At 60.8% G+C, this 15,048-nt stretch carries 18 protein-coding genes; 9 read left to right on the plus strand and 9 right to left on the minus strand.

The annotated features are described in order from the left end of the window. The 3 genes from AB1495_RS10960 to AB1495_RS10970 form a co-directional block, all read right to left on the minus strand. A complete protein-coding gene (locus tag AB1495_RS10960; protein ID WP_005852400.1) occupies positions 1–435 on the minus strand; it encodes a VOC family protein in 435 nt (144 codons plus the stop codon). 68 nt (positions 436–503) lie between these two features. Next, positions 504–1,889 carry a lipopolysaccharide assembly protein LapB gene (locus tag AB1495_RS10965; RefSeq protein ID WP_074635583.1) on the minus strand — a complete coding sequence of 462 codons (1,386 nt, stop codon included), beginning with the start codon at positions 1,887–1,889 and terminating at the stop codon, positions 504–506. Positions 1,890–1,901: 12 nt separating this feature from the next. After that, positions 1,902–2,867, minus strand: a complete 966-nt coding sequence (locus AB1495_RS10970) for a thymidylate synthase (RefSeq protein WP_074635584.1) — start codon at positions 2,865–2,867, stop codon at positions 1,902–1,904. A 201-nt stretch (positions 2,868–3,068) separates the two neighbouring features. On the opposite strand from AB1495_RS10970, the gene thyX reads away from it, so the two are divergent. From thyX to AB1495_RS10985, 3 genes are all read left to right on the plus strand, one after another. Next, positions 3,069–3,992, plus strand: a complete 924-nt coding sequence (thyX, locus tag AB1495_RS10975) for an FAD-dependent thymidylate synthase (protein ID WP_074635586.1) — start codon at positions 3,069–3,071, stop codon at positions 3,990–3,992. After that, positions 3,989–4,939: a hypothetical protein gene (locus AB1495_RS10980; protein WP_139283803.1), complete on the plus strand. Its 951-nt coding sequence runs from the start codon at positions 3,989–3,991 to the stop codon at positions 4,937–4,939. The genes thyX and AB1495_RS10980 overlap by 4 nt, the downstream gene beginning before the upstream one ends. Positions 4,940–5,336: 397 nt before the next feature. After that, a complete protein-coding gene (locus AB1495_RS10985; protein ID WP_235183766.1) occupies positions 5,337–5,630 on the plus strand; it encodes a hypothetical protein in 294 nt (97 codons plus the stop codon). A 70-nt stretch (positions 5,631–5,700) separates the two neighbouring features. Here AB1495_RS10985 and AB1495_RS10990 read toward each other — a convergent pair whose 3' ends face one another. Continuing rightward, positions 5,701–5,907 (minus strand): cold-shock protein, encoded by a 207-nt coding sequence (locus AB1495_RS10990; protein ID WP_005852411.1) that lies wholly within the window; start codon positions 5,905–5,907, stop codon positions 5,701–5,703. A gap of 155 nt (positions 5,908–6,062) precedes the next feature. Between AB1495_RS10990 and AB1495_RS10995 the strand changes: the two genes are divergently transcribed. Next, a complete protein-coding gene (locus AB1495_RS10995) occupies positions 6,063–6,383 on the plus strand; it encodes an arsenate reductase family protein (protein ID WP_074635588.1) in 321 nt (106 codons plus the stop codon). Positions 6,384–6,386: 3 nt separating this feature from the next. On the opposite strand, the gene AB1495_RS11000 is transcribed toward AB1495_RS10995, so the two are convergent. The 5 genes from AB1495_RS11000 to thrS form a co-directional block, all read right to left on the minus strand. Further along, positions 6,387–6,917: a DoxX family protein gene (locus AB1495_RS11000; protein ID WP_074635590.1), complete on the minus strand. Its 531-nt coding sequence runs from the start codon at positions 6,915–6,917 to the stop codon at positions 6,387–6,389. Position 6,918: 1 nt separating this feature from the next. Then, the gene (locus AB1495_RS11005; RefSeq protein ID WP_074635591.1) at positions 6,919–7,668 is read right to left on the minus strand and encodes a DNA-binding domain-containing protein; all 750 of its coding nucleotides are present in this window, start codon (positions 7,666–7,668) and stop codon (positions 6,919–6,921) included. Further along, positions 7,665–8,513: a DUF692 family multinuclear iron-containing protein gene (locus tag AB1495_RS11010; RefSeq protein WP_074635593.1), complete on the minus strand. Its 849-nt coding sequence runs from the start codon at positions 8,511–8,513 to the stop codon at positions 7,665–7,667. Before AB1495_RS11010 ends, AB1495_RS11005 begins: the two co-directional genes overlap by 4 nt. Before the next feature lie 91 nt (positions 8,514–8,604). Continuing rightward, positions 8,605–8,907: a DUF2282 domain-containing protein gene (locus AB1495_RS11015; protein WP_074635595.1), complete on the minus strand. Its 303-nt coding sequence runs from the start codon at positions 8,905–8,907 to the stop codon at positions 8,605–8,607. Positions 8,908–9,127: 220 nt separating this feature from the next. After that, on the minus strand, positions 9,128–11,077 hold the full coding sequence (gene thrS / locus AB1495_RS11020; RefSeq protein WP_009826554.1) for a threonine--tRNA ligase: 1,950 nt from the start codon (positions 11,075–11,077) through the stop codon (positions 9,128–9,130). Positions 11,078–11,281: 204 nt separating this feature from the next. Here thrS and AB1495_RS11025 point away from each other — a divergent pair, with 204 nt between their 5' ends. The 5 genes from AB1495_RS11025 (at position 11,282) to AB1495_RS11045 (ending at position 15,044) form a co-directional block, all read left to right on the plus strand. Further along, a complete protein-coding gene (locus AB1495_RS11025; RefSeq protein WP_074635597.1) occupies positions 11,282–12,562 on the plus strand; it encodes an MFS transporter in 1,281 nt (426 codons plus the stop codon). A 58-nt stretch (positions 12,563–12,620) separates the two neighbouring features. Next, positions 12,621–12,854, plus strand: a complete 234-nt coding sequence (locus tag AB1495_RS11030) for a hypothetical protein (protein ID WP_005852428.1) — start codon at positions 12,621–12,623, stop codon at positions 12,852–12,854. Positions 12,855–12,856: 2 nt separating this feature from the next. After that, entirely contained in the window at positions 12,857–13,606 is a 750-nt protein-coding gene (locus tag AB1495_RS11035; RefSeq protein ID WP_074635598.1) for a carboxylesterase, read from the plus strand. A 35-nt stretch (positions 13,607–13,641) separates the two neighbouring features. After that, positions 13,642–14,268, plus strand: coding sequence for a hypothetical protein (locus AB1495_RS11040; protein WP_074635734.1), 627 nt, complete (start codon positions 13,642–13,644; stop codon positions 14,266–14,268). Positions 14,269–14,333: 65 nt separating this feature from the next. After that, the gene (locus AB1495_RS11045; protein ID WP_074635600.1) at positions 14,334–15,044 is read left to right on the plus strand and encodes an alpha/beta fold hydrolase; all 711 of its coding nucleotides are present in this window, start codon (positions 14,334–14,336) and stop codon (positions 15,042–15,044) included. The last annotated feature ends 4 nt before the right edge of the window (positions 15,045–15,048 follow it).

A 15,048-nucleotide genomic window follows, 5' to 3' on the forward strand; every position in this document is an offset into this window, starting at 1 on the left:
TTACCAATGGCCGGTGTTTTCCATGCTGGCCCAAGGTTCCTGCGGCTCCAGCCGGTCCCCTTCTTGCAGCAATTCGACCGACACATTGTCGGGGGACCGGATGAACGCCATATACCCGTCGCGCGGAGGACGGTTGATCGTGATCCCGTTCTCTTGCAGCATCTTGCAGGTTTCATAAATGTTTTCAACGGTGTAGGCGAGGTGCCCGAAATGACGGCTGTCATCGGGCAGCGCGTCATCGCCGTCCCAGTTATAGGTCAGCTCCACATCCGCATGGCCGTCGTCCTGCCCGGGAGGGCACATGAAAATCAGCGAAAACCGCCCATCCTCATTGTCGATCCGGCGGCGCTCTTTCAGGCCCAGCAGCTCGTAGAAGGCTTGCGATTTCTCCAGATCCTTGACGCGCACCATCGTGTGCAAATATTTGATCGGCATGGGTTGGCTCCTTTGCTTTCGTCTTCGACCTGCAGGGTAGCACGGCTGGCGGCGGTTGCCAGCGGATGTCAGAATTTTGACTGAAATCCCAACGAGACGGAAAACTCGCTCGTTTCGAACCGGCTGACATTGGATCGCGTCCGTCCGGCGCGTAAAGTCACACTGGGCGCAAACCCCGCATAGTCCACATCGGGTAACATGATGTTAACGTCAGCATAGGTTGCGTAGTCTTGCTTGCCACCGGGGACATCGAAAACCGCAAAATAGGTGTCGTAGTCGGTTTTTCCCAAGGTTAAGCCTGCGTTCACAACCGCCGGACCGATTTGATCGGCGAAGCTATAGCTTAACCGTAGGGACGCGGCTTGCGAGGCATAGTTGACGAAGTCGCTGTCGGTCTCGCGTAGATTGACGGAAACGCCGATACCATCACCCCAAGCGAGCCTGTGTTGGGACCCTACAATCAGGGACACGGTGTTACTGTCAAAGTAACTAATTCGGTCACTAAACCGTTTCTCAAGCGTCGCGCCCATGGAAACCGAAGTCGAAGCAGACAGCTGCCAGCGGCGACCGACGCCAACACGCATGAATGAATAGCTGCGGTCGCCTCCCGACCAGTATTCGCCAAGCGATCCGGTTACATCGGCGCTTCCGCCCGCAGCGCCGACCGCGAAGGACTGCCGAAGTGAAACATCTGCATAGGTCGCTCCGAAATCACTGTTACGTGCTTCAGGAGCCAAATCATGCGACCCGCTATCAAGCGCCACACGTTGTACAAACAGGCGACCCGAAAGATCCGTCCGCATCTTTTGCGTGCTCCGCAAACGGTAGCCGACGACCGCGTCGACGGTACCGACGATACCCGATAGGGCCTGCGCCGATCCGCTAAGCCGCCCGGTAAACGGCAAGCCGTCGATCACCTGCTGTGCGGTGTCAGCACCATTGTTGACATTGCTAGAGGGCTTCACCCCGCCTGTAATGGAGAAGCGAAACGGATTTTCACGCCGCACACGGGCATAGTCACGCGCAAGCTGCTCTTCTATCTCCGGGGTCGGGGCGTTTTGAACGGCACGTCTAAGCCAAAGCTGAGTGAGGGTCGGGTGCCCTTCTGCAAAGGTCAGCCGTGCTGCCAGTTCCGCGGCCTGAAACTTCTGTACCCTGTTGTCTGCATAGCGGTAGGCGCGGGCCGCAGACTTTCGCCCATCCGTTCCGTGCCCCATATCTGCATGCGCTGTGGCCAGAACATAGTGCGCATACGCCGAATGCGGGTCCGCGATCAGCAACCCTCGCGCGATTTGCGACGCCAGAGCAGGGCGTTCACCCTTCAGCGCATGGACCGCCAATGATCGGGCCTCTGGCAGGGACAACGCGACCGACTGCTCTGCCGCGACAGGATCACTGTTCAGCAGGCAGAGCCCGGCCACTGCACAGCCGATGGCGCATTTGGCGAAAGACACGATACAGCCGCTCTATCGCTCGGGCTGATCGCAGATCGCGTCTTCACCGGGTTGGCCGCATTGGGTCAGGACAAACGCGCCATACTCGATCGGTGTGCCCGATCCGCCCAGCGCAATGTGGTTCTCGGCATGGATCACACCAGCAACTTCCGTGGCACCCGTGCCCCCGAAAATACCGCCGTATTTGCCGACCGCGTTGTTAGACTGTGACGCGGTCCCGAAGAAAGTGCCGTCTTCCGCGATGCCAGTGCTGTCCAGCGCGATGTTCTGCGCCTCGAAAGGGGTGGCGGAGTTGGGATCGTAGGCACCGTCTGTATCAAAGTCGGTCACCTTGCGATCATAGATGATCCCTGCAACCGCCGCGTCGGTGAAGTCGCCGGTCAGAACCACTTTGCCCGTCACTTCGGCGGCCTGACGCGACAGGGTGTCGGGGTTAGTCCCGTCTGCAACCGGTGCCAGATCTTCCCCGGACCCGGCGCCGTTCAGCAACCCGATGTAATTCCCCGCATAGGTCACCAGCCCGCCCTCGGATTGCGTGCCCGGTGCGACCGGCGCTGAATACGAGGTGTTGGAATATCCAGCGCCCGAAAATACCTGTTCGAATTGCCCGCCCGTCATCACCACAGCGGCGCGGGTGCCATCGATGTCCTTCACATACGCGGTGACGTGGCGGTCCAGCGACCCGTCCTGCGCGGTGTAGGCTTCATATCCGTTGCGGTCCAAGCCGGGGCGGCGGCGATAATTGGCGGTGAACTCGCTATCATCTGCGGTGATACCCGTGATCGACAGCGTCTGGGACGCCGGATCATAGCTAAAGCTCTTGAGGTCGTTCGCCAGTTCTTCGGGAATGGCACTGGCACCCGTGCTCCCGTCGGTACCCGTGCCCGTATCTGCCTCCGTCTCGCCGTTAAACGGCGTGCCACTGCCACATGCTGCCAAAAATACGCACAGCGCCAGCGCTGATGTCCCAAATTTCATAACTGTCTGCCTCGAAAATTTCTTGTTGATTGCCGCGACAGTCGCCAATCGCGCGCCCTGCTGTCAACGCTCCACCTTGCCTCACACGCATTTGCCGCCAAAGTGCTACCCAAAAACAATACCGCATATGGCGGTTCCGGTGGCCTGCTGCCGCAGATATAGTAGACCCCGAATCCACGCCCATATGACAGGACGCCCCCCATGCCGATCAGCCCCGACCAACAAGCCGAAATCGACGCTCTGCGGGCAGAGCCGAAACAGACCCTGCGCGCCGTCTCCGAAGGGATGGAGACCCATCTCTACAAGGCCATTCCCGTGCTCGACCACGGCTTTGTGCGCGTCATCGACTATATGGGCGACGATGCGGCGATCTGTCAGGCGGCCCGCGTCAGCTATGGGCGCGGTACGAAATCGGTGCAGAACGACGAAGGGCTGATCCGCTACCTGATGCGCCACTGGCACTCCACCCCCTTCGAGATGTGCGAGATCAAGCTCCACGTCAAACTGCCCGTCTTCGTCGCGCGCCAGTGGATCCGCCACCGCACCGCCAACGTCAACGAATACTCCGCCCGCTATTCGATCCTGGACCGCGAATTCTACATCCCCGAGCCGTCCCATGTGAACGCCCAAAGCGTGGTGAACAATCAGGGCCGCGGCGGCGTTCTGGAAGGGGCAGAGGCCGCCCGTGTGCTCGAGATCCTCAAGTCCGACAGCAACCGCGCCTATGACAATTACGAGGCGATGATCGCCGAAACCGGCCCCGACGGCGAACCGCAAGACGGTCTGGCACGAGAGCTGGCGCGGATGAACCTGCCGTCGAACATCTACACGCAATGGTACTGGAAGGTGGACCTGCACAACCTGTTCCACTTCCTGCGTCTGCGCGCCGATGCCCACGCCCAATACGAGATCCGCGTTTATGCCGATGCCATCTGCAACGTCGTCGCCGACTGGGTCCCCGCCGCCTACCGCGCCTTCGAGGATTACCGTCTAGGTGGTGCGACTATGTCCAATACAGCTCTTGAGTGTATCCGCCGGATGGTGAAGGGTGAGGAGGTCACGCAGGAGGATAGCGGTATGTCTAAAGGGGAATGGCGGGAGTTTATTGGAGTGATTGATGGGTGAGTGAACGAAATTATACAGGTAAGCCCTACCTAATACAGATGAGTTATACAGGTGGACTTTCTGACGATCATATAATCAGCCTGTATGACTTGTCCCGCGCCATGCTCGGTTTTGAACGAAGCCTTGCCTTAACTACACATTTTGCTCTGAATAGTAGCGAAGTAATTACGCAAGTTCCTTCACTACGCGGCGCACAAATTCTTTGCGCCCCTCCAGAAGCCGGCAGTTACAAGGTAGCGGCAATCATTGCTGCTACCGGCGCAGCAACTTTTTCTCTGGGATCTTTAAAGTCAGACAATCCTTTGGGGCATTTAGTCTATTCACTTTACGAAATTGCAGTTCATGAGGCTACAGGCCAAACTGTCGACTATGATAAGAGCCTTCGGGAGATCTATGAAAAAGGGGTGCGAGAGGGTTCTGAGGGAATCATCATGCCGAAAAAATCGCAAATTGAGTCTCTTGTTGAAAAAATTGAACCTTCAATTTCAGAGCTACATCGACCAATGGTTGGTTCCGAAACCGCAAGCCAGCTGAAAATCTCCCCAGTCAACGGCGAATATCTAGAAGAAGCTGGTTCGGAAATTGTCTTGAACTCTGCTAGCTACGATAGGCTGCGATATAGGGAGTTGGACAACAGAATTACTAGTATTCAAGGTAAAGTTTCAAGTTTCAATATGAATACTTTTAACGGTCGAATTGTTACAAGTAATGATGCGAGACCAATACCATTCTTCTTAACTCCGGCGGGTAGAACCGTTGAAGGTGTGAAACTAATTGCAGAAAGTCTAGCCGCAAATATCACTGATCGGAAATCGAACTCTTCAATCATTGTATTCGACGTACGCAGAGCCTCGACCAGAACTGGTCGTACAGTAAAGTTATCAGTCGTAAAAGTTCGAAAAATTCGATACGATGAGAACGAAATTCTTAGGAACTTTAGCCTATAGATGGGCCTCTTATTTGAGCTGCATTGCCCAATCTCCGATTGGGCAGCGCCCGAACCGCCCCCACGGGGCGGGCGCTTCGCTTCCACCCCTCGGTTCGGGCGCGGCACTTTCAATCTAAGTCACCGCACCCATTCAAAAGCTGCTTTACGGCTTTCCTCCCAACCAAGCCGAACCACGCCTCACACCAGCGAACGCACGCCACCGCACGCCTGTCTAACCAAAAATAAACAAACAATAACAATTACTTAAGTTACCCATGGGTAACCCGAGCCCCGCTCCGCAGCCCGCGCCTCCGCCGCCACACCGCGCCTACAACACACCCCTAGGGGGCAAAAAGGCTAGACTTGGCCGCTGACACTGGGCAAATTAAGGGAAATTGAAAATAACGAGGGATATTATGCGTCTAACAACAGGAATGATGGCCGGATTGGGTCTGATGGGCGCGGTTCTGCTGCCCGCGCAGGTCTCGGCAGAGCCCAAGATCTATGCCTACCCGTCCTCGGCCAACTATTGCCCCGCAGGGCTCCAGCCGATCACCATTTCCGGTGTCATCTGCTGCGGCACGCCGAACACCAGCACCAGCTACCAGCAGATGATGGCGCACCCCGCGCCGAAAAAGCACAAGGTGCGGCACTATACGCCGCGTCCCGTCACCTATTCCTGCGTGCCGGGGGAAAAGGGCTGCCGCTAAGCCGCAGCCCCGCGTGCCTCTGCCCGCAAGACGACCAGAAAACCCGGTGTCCCTTGGGCATCGGGCTTTTTTACAGCAGTTCCAGATCCGTCGCCATCTGACGGCCATCGCGGCCCTCGGACATCTCGAAAGACACTTTCTGCTCGTCCGCCAGCCCGGTCAGCCCCGACCGTTCCACCGCAGAGATATGGACAAACACATCCGATCCGCCGCCCTCCGGCGCGATGAACCCGTATCCTTTGGTGGTGTTAAACCATTTGACTGTACCCGTTGGCATTTCTCAACGCTCCTCATTAATCGCTGTCACAGCGTCGAAAAATTGCTTTCGCCGCCTTACGCGATAAAAGGTTGTTCACCCGCGCCAGAAATCAAGAAATTTTGCGCTGCCCGATTATCTTAGGACATATGAAACCCCAAAAAAGTGAGGTGAGAATGCTGATCTACGGTCTGAAAAACTGCGATACCTGCCGCAAGGCGATCAAGGCGCTGCCCGACGCGCAGCTCGTCGATGTGCGCAAGGACGGTGTCCCCGCCGACGTGCTGGCCCGCGCCCACGCGCAATTCGGCGCAGCACTGGTCAACACCCGGTCGACCACATGGCGCGGTCTGGACGAGGCGGAACGCGGTGCTGATCCGCTGGAATTGCTCGCGGCCCATCCCGCCTTGATGAAACGCCCCCTGATCGCGGTGGGGGAGGATCTGTTCCTCGGCTGGAACGACGCCACAGAGGCAAAGGTCAAAGCCGCGCAGTAACCCTCAGCGGCGGCGCGCCAGCAAGACGCGATCCAGCGCAACCGGCCCGCCGCCCTTGACCACCAGCACCACCAGCAGCAGCACCCAAAGCCCGCGTTGGTCCAGAATGGTCCCGTCCGGCAGGCGGTCAAACCACTGGCCAAGCGCGCTCCACTGCCCGTGGCCGTATAGATCGGTGAGCGATTGCAGCACCACAAAGCCGATCATCCCCAAGGCCGCAAACCGTGTGAACAGCCCCAGCACAATCAACGCGGGCAGCACGAACTCCGCCAGCGTCCCCGCATAGGCCACCAGCCCGTGCCACGCCGACAGCGCGGTCGCGTCATAGCCCGCCGCCTCGAACGCGCGGGGGAAGATCTGGACATAGGCACCGGTGCTCAGCGTAAACAGACCGTCAAGCTTGGTCACGCCAGAGGTAAAGAAATACTGCGTCAGTACCGCGGCGAACAGGAACCGCGCCAATGTGGGCAGCAGCCAGTCTTGCGCGGTGATCCAGCCGGTCGCGCGATCGTAAAGGGTGAGGGTCATCAGCATCTTATCCGCCGTTCTTTGCGCAAAACGCGCCGGTTGCAAAGCACAGGCCCAAAGCCGCGCCAAGGTCGAAATCGGGGTGCGCGGCCAGCGCGGTGTCATGGGCCTGATCAAGCGTGGCACCCCCAGCCAAGGCGGCGAACCATGCGCCGCCGCCGGCGGGCAACAGATGCGGGGCGGGGTCGAAGTCGGGACGGGTGATTAACACGTCCTGCGCCTGCATCTGCGGCTTGGGGGCATCCGCCTGCATGTTGAACCGCCAGATGTCATACAGCGGCCAGTCAGAGCGGAGCAGCACCGTCGAGGGGGCGGGGGGCAGCTGCGCCTGCATCATCGCGTCGGGCGCAATCTGCTGGAAGGCGGCAAGGTCGAAGGGCGCGCTGTCGGCGGCGTGATAGGACCGGCGGAGTGCGAGGTCGAGACGGGCGCAATCGGGCAGGTAACCCATCTTTGACAAAGGCGGTTGCGCGGCAAGAAACTGCGGAAAATCAGCGCCATAGTGCATCATTAACGGAGAGCTCGGCGGATGCGCACGCACAAAGGCGGGGGCGATCTGGTCGAAGTTCTGCGTGCCCAGAATCTTGACCACCAAGGGAAAGGCGCTGTGCAGCGCGCCGATCAGCGAATGGGTGACGTTGTTGCGGTAAACGTCATAGCGCGTGTCAGCGGGCGCGCCAGCGGCACCGCGCAACCCTTCGGGGCGGTCCTGCGTTGGGTCCAGCAGGGGTGTCCGAAACCGGTGCAGCGTGGTCATCGGGCCAGCACATCCGCCGCACGCTCTGCCTCGGCGCGCAGGGTCGGCCAATCGGGCACGTCATTGTCCCATTCCACCAGCACGGGCTTGGGGCCGGTACGGTCCAGCGTATAGGCCAGCAGATCCCAAACGGGGTCGACCACGGGGCGGCTGTGGCTGTCGATCAGCAGCGGCTGGTTGAAACCGACGCTGTCTTCCTCGTGACCGCCGACGTGAAGCTCGCCCACGGCGTCTACCGGATAGGCGTCGATATAGTCGCGCGGGGAGAGGGCGAGGTTTTTCGCCGAAATGAACACATTGTTGACATCCAGCAATAAACCACAGGAGGTCCGGTGGGTTAGCTCGGCCAAAAAGTCAGTTTCAGACAAGGTGGATTCATCAAAGGCGAGATAGCTGGAGGGGTTTTCCAGCAGCATTTGGCGCCCGATCGTGTCTTGCACCTGACTGATGTGATCCGCCACGCGGGACAGGGTGGCTTCGGTATAGGGGAGGGGCAGCAGGTCGTTCAGAAACTCGCTGTCATGGGTAGACCATGCAAGATGTTCAGAGAAACTGGCAGGGTTTGCCCAGTCACACAGCTTTTTCAAACGGGCGAGGTGATCGCGGTCCAGTGGCATTTCGCCACCGATGCTTAGCCCGACGCCATGCACAGACAGGGCGAATTTTTCGGACAGGGCGCGCAGCTGCGCCAGTGGGCGGCCGCCATCGCCCATGTAATTCTCTGCATGGATTTCGATCCATTGAACTGGACCAGGATCGTCCTGCAGGTCTTTGAAATGCTGGGGTTTATAGCCGACGCCCGGGCTTGCGGGCAATGTGTCGAAACGGGTGGCACCGTCTGGCATAAGAGGCTCCCTATCCGAGGGGTCGTGTAAAGGGGCCTGCGCGGCGGCATGGGGCGTGCCGCGCAGGCGAAGGGTTTAGGCCGCTAAGGGCTTAGGCTGGCAGGTCACGGTCCAGCGCTTCGAGGGAGCCCATACGCTCTGACCCGTCTGCCATTGCGGGCAGTTCCATGTCGGCGCAGGTGCCTGCGTCAACCAGTTTCCAGGCGTTGCCCTGGTAGTCGGTGACGGATGTGCCAGCGCATGTGGTGCCCGGGCCTGCGGCGCAGTCATTCTGACCGGCAAGCGCCACGCCGTAGCATTTTTCTTTCGACGCGGCGTTTGCTGCGGTCGAATGTGCGGACATTGCAGCGGCAACTGCGCCTGCAACGGCGAGTGTTTTCATTGTGTTGGACATTGGTGTTTCCTCCTGAGGTTGGTTGCTTGTCGATAAGGACATTAAGCCGCGTGGGGTGCGACAAAGCTACTCACATCGGAGTGTGTCACGGAGGCGTCAGAAAATCGCCGGTTTTTTTGTAACAATTCGCGAGATTCCAGCGTTGGGAGGCGCAATTTTGAAACATAGTGACATGTTCGGGGCGCAAGATCGTTGCGCCCCGAGAGGTTTGTTACAGTTTTCAGCCGCGTAAATCGGGCGGTGTGGCTTCGATGCCCAAGGCGTTCGCCACATCCGACAGCGCCTGAACCGAGGTCTGCTTTTCCCCCAGACGGCGGACGGACACGGTTTTCTCTTCGACTTCGCGCGCGCCGACTGCAAGGATCACCGGCACTTTGCCGACCGAATGTTCACGGACCTTGTAGTTGATCTTTTCGTTGCGGATGTCGGCCTCGGCGCGGACGCCTTGCGCCTTGAGCGTGGCCACGACCTCGTGCACGTAATCATCCGCCTCGGAGGTGATGGAGGCGACGACGACCTGACGCGGGGCGAGCCAGAAGGGCAGCTTGCCCGCGTGTTCTTCGATCAGGATGCCGATAAAGCGTTCGAACGACCCCAAGGTGGCGCGGTGCAGCATGACGGGGCGGTGTTTCGCGCCGTCCGATCCGATATAGGTCGCGTCCAGCCGTTCGGGCAGCACGAAGTCCACCTGATGGGTGCCGCATTGCCAGTCACGGCCGATGGCGTCGGTCAGCACAAATTCCAGTTTCGGGCCGTAGAACGCGCCTTCGCCGGGGTTGAGCGTGGGTTCGATGCCTGCCTTGCGGGTGGCCGAGAGCAACGCCGCCTCGGCCTTGTCCCAGACCTCGTCCGAGCCGGAGCGTTTTTCGGGGCGGTCAGAGAATTTGACGCTGAAGTTTTCGAAGCCGAGGTCTTTGTAGATGCCCGACAGGAATTCGATGAACTTGGCGGTTTCGGCTTCGATCTGGTCTTCGGCGCAGAAAATGTGGCCGTCGTCTTGTGTAAAGCCGCGCACGCGCATGATCCCGTGCAGCGCGCCCGAGGGTTCATAGCGGTTGCACGACCCGAATTCGGCCATGCGCAGGGGCAGGTCGCGGTAGGATTTCAGACCCTGGTTAAAGATCTGCACGTGGCAGGGGCAGTTCATCGGTTTCAGCGCGTTGACCGATTTCTCGCGGGCGTGTTCCTCGTCCACTTCGACGATGAACATGTGGTCTTGGTATTTCTCCCAGTGGCCGGAGGCCTCCCAGAGTTTACGGTCCACGACCTGCGGTGTGTTCACCTCGACATAGCCGCCGGCGCGTTGCTTGCGGCGCATGTAGTCTTGCAGCTGGGTGTAGATCAGCCAGCCGTTGGCGTGCCAGAAGACCTGACCGGGGGCCTCTTCCTGCATGTGATAAAGGTCCATCTCGCGGCCCAGCTTGCGGTGGTCGCGTTTGGCGGCCTCTTCCAGCATGTTCAGGTGGGCTTTCAGCTTTTCCTTGCCGGTGAAGGCCACGCCGTAGATGCGTTGCAGCATCGCGCGGTCGCTGTCGCCGCGCCAGTAGGCCCCCGCGATGGACATCAGTTTGAACGCGTCGCCCGGCACCTGTCCGGTGTGTTGCAGGTGCGGCCCACGGCACAGGTCTTGCCAGTCGCCGTGCCAATACATGCGCAGCGGTTCGTCGCCGGGGATGCTGTTGATCAGCTCGACCTTATAGGGTTCGCCGTTGTCCTCGTAATGCTTGATCGCGCGCTCGCGGTCCCAGACCTCGGTCCGGACGGGGTCACGCTTGTTGATGATTTCCTTCATCTTCTTTTCGATCAGGCCAAGGTCTTCGGGAGTGAAGGATTCCTTGCGGTCGAAGTCATAGTACCAGCCGTCCTTGATGACGGGGCCGATGGTGACTTTTGTGTCGGGCCAAAGCTCTTGCACGGCGCGGGCCATGATGTGGGCGAGGTCGTGGCGCACCAGCTCGTTCGCCTGCGCTTCGTCGGCCATGGTGTGGATCGCGATGCTGGCGTCCGCGTTGATCGGCCATGCCAGATCGTAATGGGCGCCGTCCACGGTGGCGCTGATCGCTTTCTTGCCAAGCGATTTGGAGATGTCGTTCGCCACGTCGCCCGCAGTGATACCTGCGTCGTACTGACGTGCGTTGCCATCGGGAAGGGTGAGGGTGATCTGGGCCATCTGGGCCTCCTCGTCGGTTTGGCGCCTACGAGACGCCCGGTTGCGGGTTATATGCGTCCGGCCTGTTTGGCGTCGGCGGTCTGGCTTGTCAATATCGCGGTGGGGCGCGCGGGCGCGGCGTGTGAAATGGGGCGCTGTCCTTTCCTTGGGGGCGCGGTGCCATAGATAACATCAGATTAACGGGTAGCGACGGGACGCGAAGACATGCAGGATGATGTGGCGCAGCGGGCGTTTGAGACGCTTTCAGGGGCAGAGGGCGACGCGCAGGATCTGTCGCCCCATGCGCAAGAGGCCGAGGCCCCGAACGCCCTGCGCCATATCGCCAGCCTGACTATGACCAAAGTGGCTGACGGGCTGATTGACCCCAAGCTCATGTTGTCGTGGCTGCTGACGGCACTTGGCGCGCCTGCGGTCTATGCCGGGGCGCTGGTGCCGATCCGCGAGGCGGGGGCGCTGTTGCCGCAGATCGTGATGGCGGGCTGGGTGCAGGCGATGGGGCGGCGCAAATGGGCGTGGGTCGCGGGATCTGCGGGGCAGGGCATTTTCGCGGCGCTGATCGTGGGGGCCGCGCTGCTGCTGGACGGATCAGCGGCGGGGCTGGCGATTTGCGCGGCGCTGGCGGGGTTGGCGGTCAGCCGCGCGGCCTGTTCGGTGTCGTATAAGGATATCCTTGGCAAGACCGTGGGCAAGTCGCGGCGCGGGTCGATCACGGGCACGGCGGGGTCTGTCGCCTCTGCCGGGGTGCTGGTGCTGGCGCTTTTGCTGATGTCGGGGCTGGTACAGGATCGCGGCGTGGTGATCGCGGCCATCGCGCTGGCGGCCGCACTATGGGGCGGCGCGGCGCTGTTGTTTTCCACGCTGGACGAGGCCCCAAGCGAGGGCGGCAAGGCGACGCCTGCCAGTTTCTCTATCCTGAAGGAGGACGCGAACCTGCGGCGGTTCATTCTGGTGCGCGGGCTGCTGGTCGCCACATCGCTTGCGCCGCCGTATTTCGTGGTGCTGGCGGGGGGCGAGGATCAATCCGCCCTTGGCCAGCTTGGCGCGCTGGTGCTCGCCTCGGCCTTGGCGTCGCTGTTAAGCTCCTACGTCTGGGGTCGGCTGTCGGACCAGTCGAGCCGCCGTGTGCTGATGTTGACCGGCATTGTCGGGGCCTTGGCGATGGTGGGTGCGGTGGCGCTGGCACTGCTGGGGATGGCGACGCAGATCTGGGCTATGCCGCTGGTGCTGTTCATCCTGATGATCGCCTATCACGGGGTGCGGCAGGGGCGGTCTACCTATCTGGTGGATATGTCGCCCAAGGACCAGCGGTCGGCCTATGCCGCCGTGTCCAACACGGTGATTGGCGGGCTGCTGTTGGTCGCGGGCGTGGCGGGGGGCGGTGCCGCGCTGATCGGGCCGGTGGCAACGCTGGTTCTATTCGCAGTCATGTCCGCAGGGGCCGCGATTGCGGCGCTTGGGCTGCACGAAGTCGAAGCGGCGGATTGATCGTCGGGGCGGCGGGGCGTATGACTGGGGCGCGCATTTGATCCAAAGGGGTTCGCCCATGTCCAAACACAACCGCAACTTCGAGCTGACGATCAGCGATATCGACCTGATCGAGGCAGCGCTACATGTGACCAAACGCGATCTGTCGATGGATGCGCTGAATGACACCGCATCGATGCTGCCCGCCGATGCCGCCAAAGACAGCCTGCGCCGGATCGACGATCTGCTGGGCCGTCTGCACAACCAGAAAATCTTTTATCGCCCCGCCAAGGGCACCTATCTGGGGGGCTGAGGATGACGGCTCCGATGTATCTGGAAACGCCTCAAGGGCGGCGGCTGGCCTATCACAAGACCGAAGGCACAGGCCCCTGCGTGGTGTTTCTGGGCGGTCTGAAATCCGACATGATGGGGACCAAGGCGGTGTTCCTTGAGGACTGGGCCAAACGCGAGGGGCGGGCGTTCTTGCGGTTCGATTATTCGGGTCACGGGGAATCTTCTGGCGCGTTCACGGAGGGCTGCATTGGCGATTGGGCCGAAGACACATTGGCCGCGGTAGAAGCGTTGACCGAGGGGCCGATCCTGCCGGTGGGGTCGTCTATGGGCGGCTGGCAATCGCTGCTGCTGGTGCGCGCGCTGCCCGCGCGGATCGCGGGGCTGGTGACCATCGCCGCGGCCCCTGATTTTACCGAAGACGGCTATTGGGCCAGTTTCACCGAGGCGCAGAAAAAGACTCTGGCCGAGACGGGGCAGGTCGAACTGCCGTCCGATTATATGGAGCCTTACATCATCACGCGCCGGATGATCGAGGACGGGCGCAAGCAGCTGGTGCTGCGCGATCCGCTGCATCTGCCGTTCCCGACGCGCTTTCTGCAAGGCACCGCAGATACCGCCGTCAGCGTCGCCACAGCCGTGCGTCTGCTGGAACATGCGCAGGGGCCGGACATGCAGTTGCAACTGGTCAAGGATGCGGACCACCGCTTTTCCGACGACCGCTGTCTGGAGCTGCTGATCCAAGCGGTAGAAAAGGTCTCTGCCACGGCCTGAGGATAAGGGGCTTTGCCATGCGTAAACCGGCCAGCATGTGGAGCCTTGAAACCTTTGGGCGGGTCCGGCTGTCGCGGCATTTCTTTATGCGCGATTTTATGTACTCCGAGATTTCGGGGTTTCACGGGCAGCCCAATATCCCCGACAATCCCGATCTTGCCATCGAAAACGGACGGGCCTTCTGCACGACCCTGCTGGACCCGCTAGAGGAAACCTTTGGCCGGATCGCCGTGCGGTCGGGGTATCGGTCGGCGGCGCTGAATGCCTATGGCAACCGGCACAAGCTGAATTGCGCGGCCAATGACAACCCGATCGAATGTCACATCTGGGACCGTGGCGCGGGGGCGATTGCGGGGGCGCAGGCGATTGCGGGGGCGACCATCGTGATCCCGTGGTTTGCCGACCAGTATGATCAGGGGCGCGACTGGCGTGATCTGGCGTGGTGGGTGCATGACCATCTGCCCTATTCCGAGATGTGGTTCTTTCCCAAGCTCGCCGCCTTCAACCTGACGTGGAGACCGCAGCCGCTGCGCAGCATCTCCAGCTATATTGCGCCGCGCGGGATGCTGTTGCGCGGCGGGAAGTCGCCGTCGGAGCCCTTGGCGCAGCGCCGTGCGCGTTATGGCGATTTTCCGCCCTTGCGTGGCATCGCCTATCCGTGATGAGGTGCGGCGCAGCAGCAGTGTCCCGAAGTGACGCGAATTTATGACTAGTGACAGGGACATACATGGCTGACCCTCTTGTTCTTCTGCCGGGCCTCATGTCTGACGCGCGGGTGTTCTGGCCGCAGATCGCCGAGCTGTCGGCGAAAACCGCCGTGACTGTCGCCCCGATTACCCAAGGCGAGCGGATCGAGGAAATCGCCTCTGGCCTGCTGGACCAGTTGCCCAAGCGTTTCGCGCTGGCGGGGTTGGGGTTGGGCGGTGCTGTCGCGCTTGAGATTTTGCGCCGTGCGCCGGATCGGTTGACGCGGTTGGCGTTGATCGATGCCAGCCCGCTGGCCGAAACGCCGCAGAGTGCCGCCGCGCGCGAGATGTTGATCGTCAAGGTCAAGTCGGGGCGGCTGGCCGATGCCATGCGCGAAGAGCTGAACCCCATCTGGCTGGCCCCCGGTCCGGACCGCGCGGCGATTTTGGAGATTGCGCTGGATATGGCCGACACGCTGGGGCCGGAAGTCTATGTGCGCCAAGCCCGCGCCTTGCAACGGGCCCGTGACCAGCAGGCGGTATTGCGCAAGTGCAAGGTGCCGACGCTGGTGATGTGTGGCGAGGTGGGCAGGCTCAATCCCGTCAAACGCCATGGTTTCATGGCCGAACTGCTGCCTTATGCGATTTTGCGCGTGATCGAGGGGGCAGGGCATCTGCCTACGCTGGAACAGCCCGAAGCCACGACTGCCGCGATCAAGGAATGGTTGAAGATGCCCCTGACCCCTGCGTGATCTG

This window comes from Sulfitobacter pontiacus, assembly GCF_040790665.1.
Classification (GTDB): Bacteria; Pseudomonadota; Alphaproteobacteria; order Rhodobacterales; family Rhodobacteraceae; genus Sulfitobacter; species Sulfitobacter pontiacus.

What these genes read in the sequence shown, in the direction of transcription:
- AB1495_RS10960 (WP_005852400.1), bottom strand. Translation starts at nt 435, where the DNA reads ATGCCGATCAAATATTTGCACACGATGGTGCGCGTCAAGGATCTGGAG.
- AB1495_RS11035 (WP_074635598.1), top strand. Translation starts at nt 12,857, where the DNA reads ATGACGGCTCCGATGTATCTGGAAACGCCTCAAGGGCGGCGGCTGGCC.
- AB1495_RS11045 (WP_074635600.1), top strand. Translation starts at nt 14,334, where the DNA reads ATGGCTGACCCTCTTGTTCTTCTGCCGGGCCTCATGTCTGACGCGCGG.
- AB1495_RS10970 (WP_074635584.1), bottom strand. Translation starts at nt 2,867, where the DNA reads ATGAAATTTGGGACATCAGCGCTGGCGCTGTGCGTATTTTTGGCAGCA.
- AB1495_RS11005 (WP_074635591.1), bottom strand. Translation starts at nt 7,668, where the DNA reads ATGACCACGCTGCACCGGTTTCGGACACCCCTGCTGGACCCAACGCAG.
- AB1495_RS11015 (WP_074635595.1), bottom strand. Translation starts at nt 8,907, where the DNA reads ATGTCCAACACAATGAAAACACTCGCCGTTGCAGGCGCAGTTGCCGCT.
- AB1495_RS11040 (WP_074635734.1), top strand. Translation starts at nt 13,642, where the DNA reads ATGTGGAGCCTTGAAACCTTTGGGCGGGTCCGGCTGTCGCGGCATTTC.
- AB1495_RS11010 (WP_074635593.1), bottom strand. Translation starts at nt 8,513, where the DNA reads ATGCCAGACGGTGCCACCCGTTTCGACACATTGCCCGCAAGCCCGGGC.
- AB1495_RS10985 (WP_235183766.1), top strand. Translation starts at nt 5,337, where the DNA reads ATGCGTCTAACAACAGGAATGATGGCCGGATTGGGTCTGATGGGCGCG.
- AB1495_RS11000 (WP_074635590.1), bottom strand. Translation starts at nt 6,917, where the DNA reads ATGCTGATGACCCTCACCCTTTACGATCGCGCGACCGGCTGGATCACC.
- AB1495_RS11030 (WP_005852428.1), top strand. Translation starts at nt 12,621, where the DNA reads ATGTCCAAACACAACCGCAACTTCGAGCTGACGATCAGCGATATCGAC.
- thyX (WP_074635586.1), top strand. Translation starts at nt 3,069, where the DNA reads ATGCCGATCAGCCCCGACCAACAAGCCGAAATCGACGCTCTGCGGGCA.
- AB1495_RS10990 (WP_005852411.1), bottom strand. Translation starts at nt 5,907, where the DNA reads ATGCCAACGGGTACAGTCAAATGGTTTAACACCACCAAAGGATACGGG.
- thrS (WP_009826554.1), bottom strand. Translation starts at nt 11,077, where the DNA reads ATGGCCCAGATCACCCTCACCCTTCCCGATGGCAACGCACGTCAGTAC.
- AB1495_RS11025 (WP_074635597.1), top strand. Translation starts at nt 11,282, where the DNA reads ATGCAGGATGATGTGGCGCAGCGGGCGTTTGAGACGCTTTCAGGGGCA.
- AB1495_RS10995 (WP_074635588.1), top strand. Translation starts at nt 6,063, where the DNA reads ATGCTGATCTACGGTCTGAAAAACTGCGATACCTGCCGCAAGGCGATC.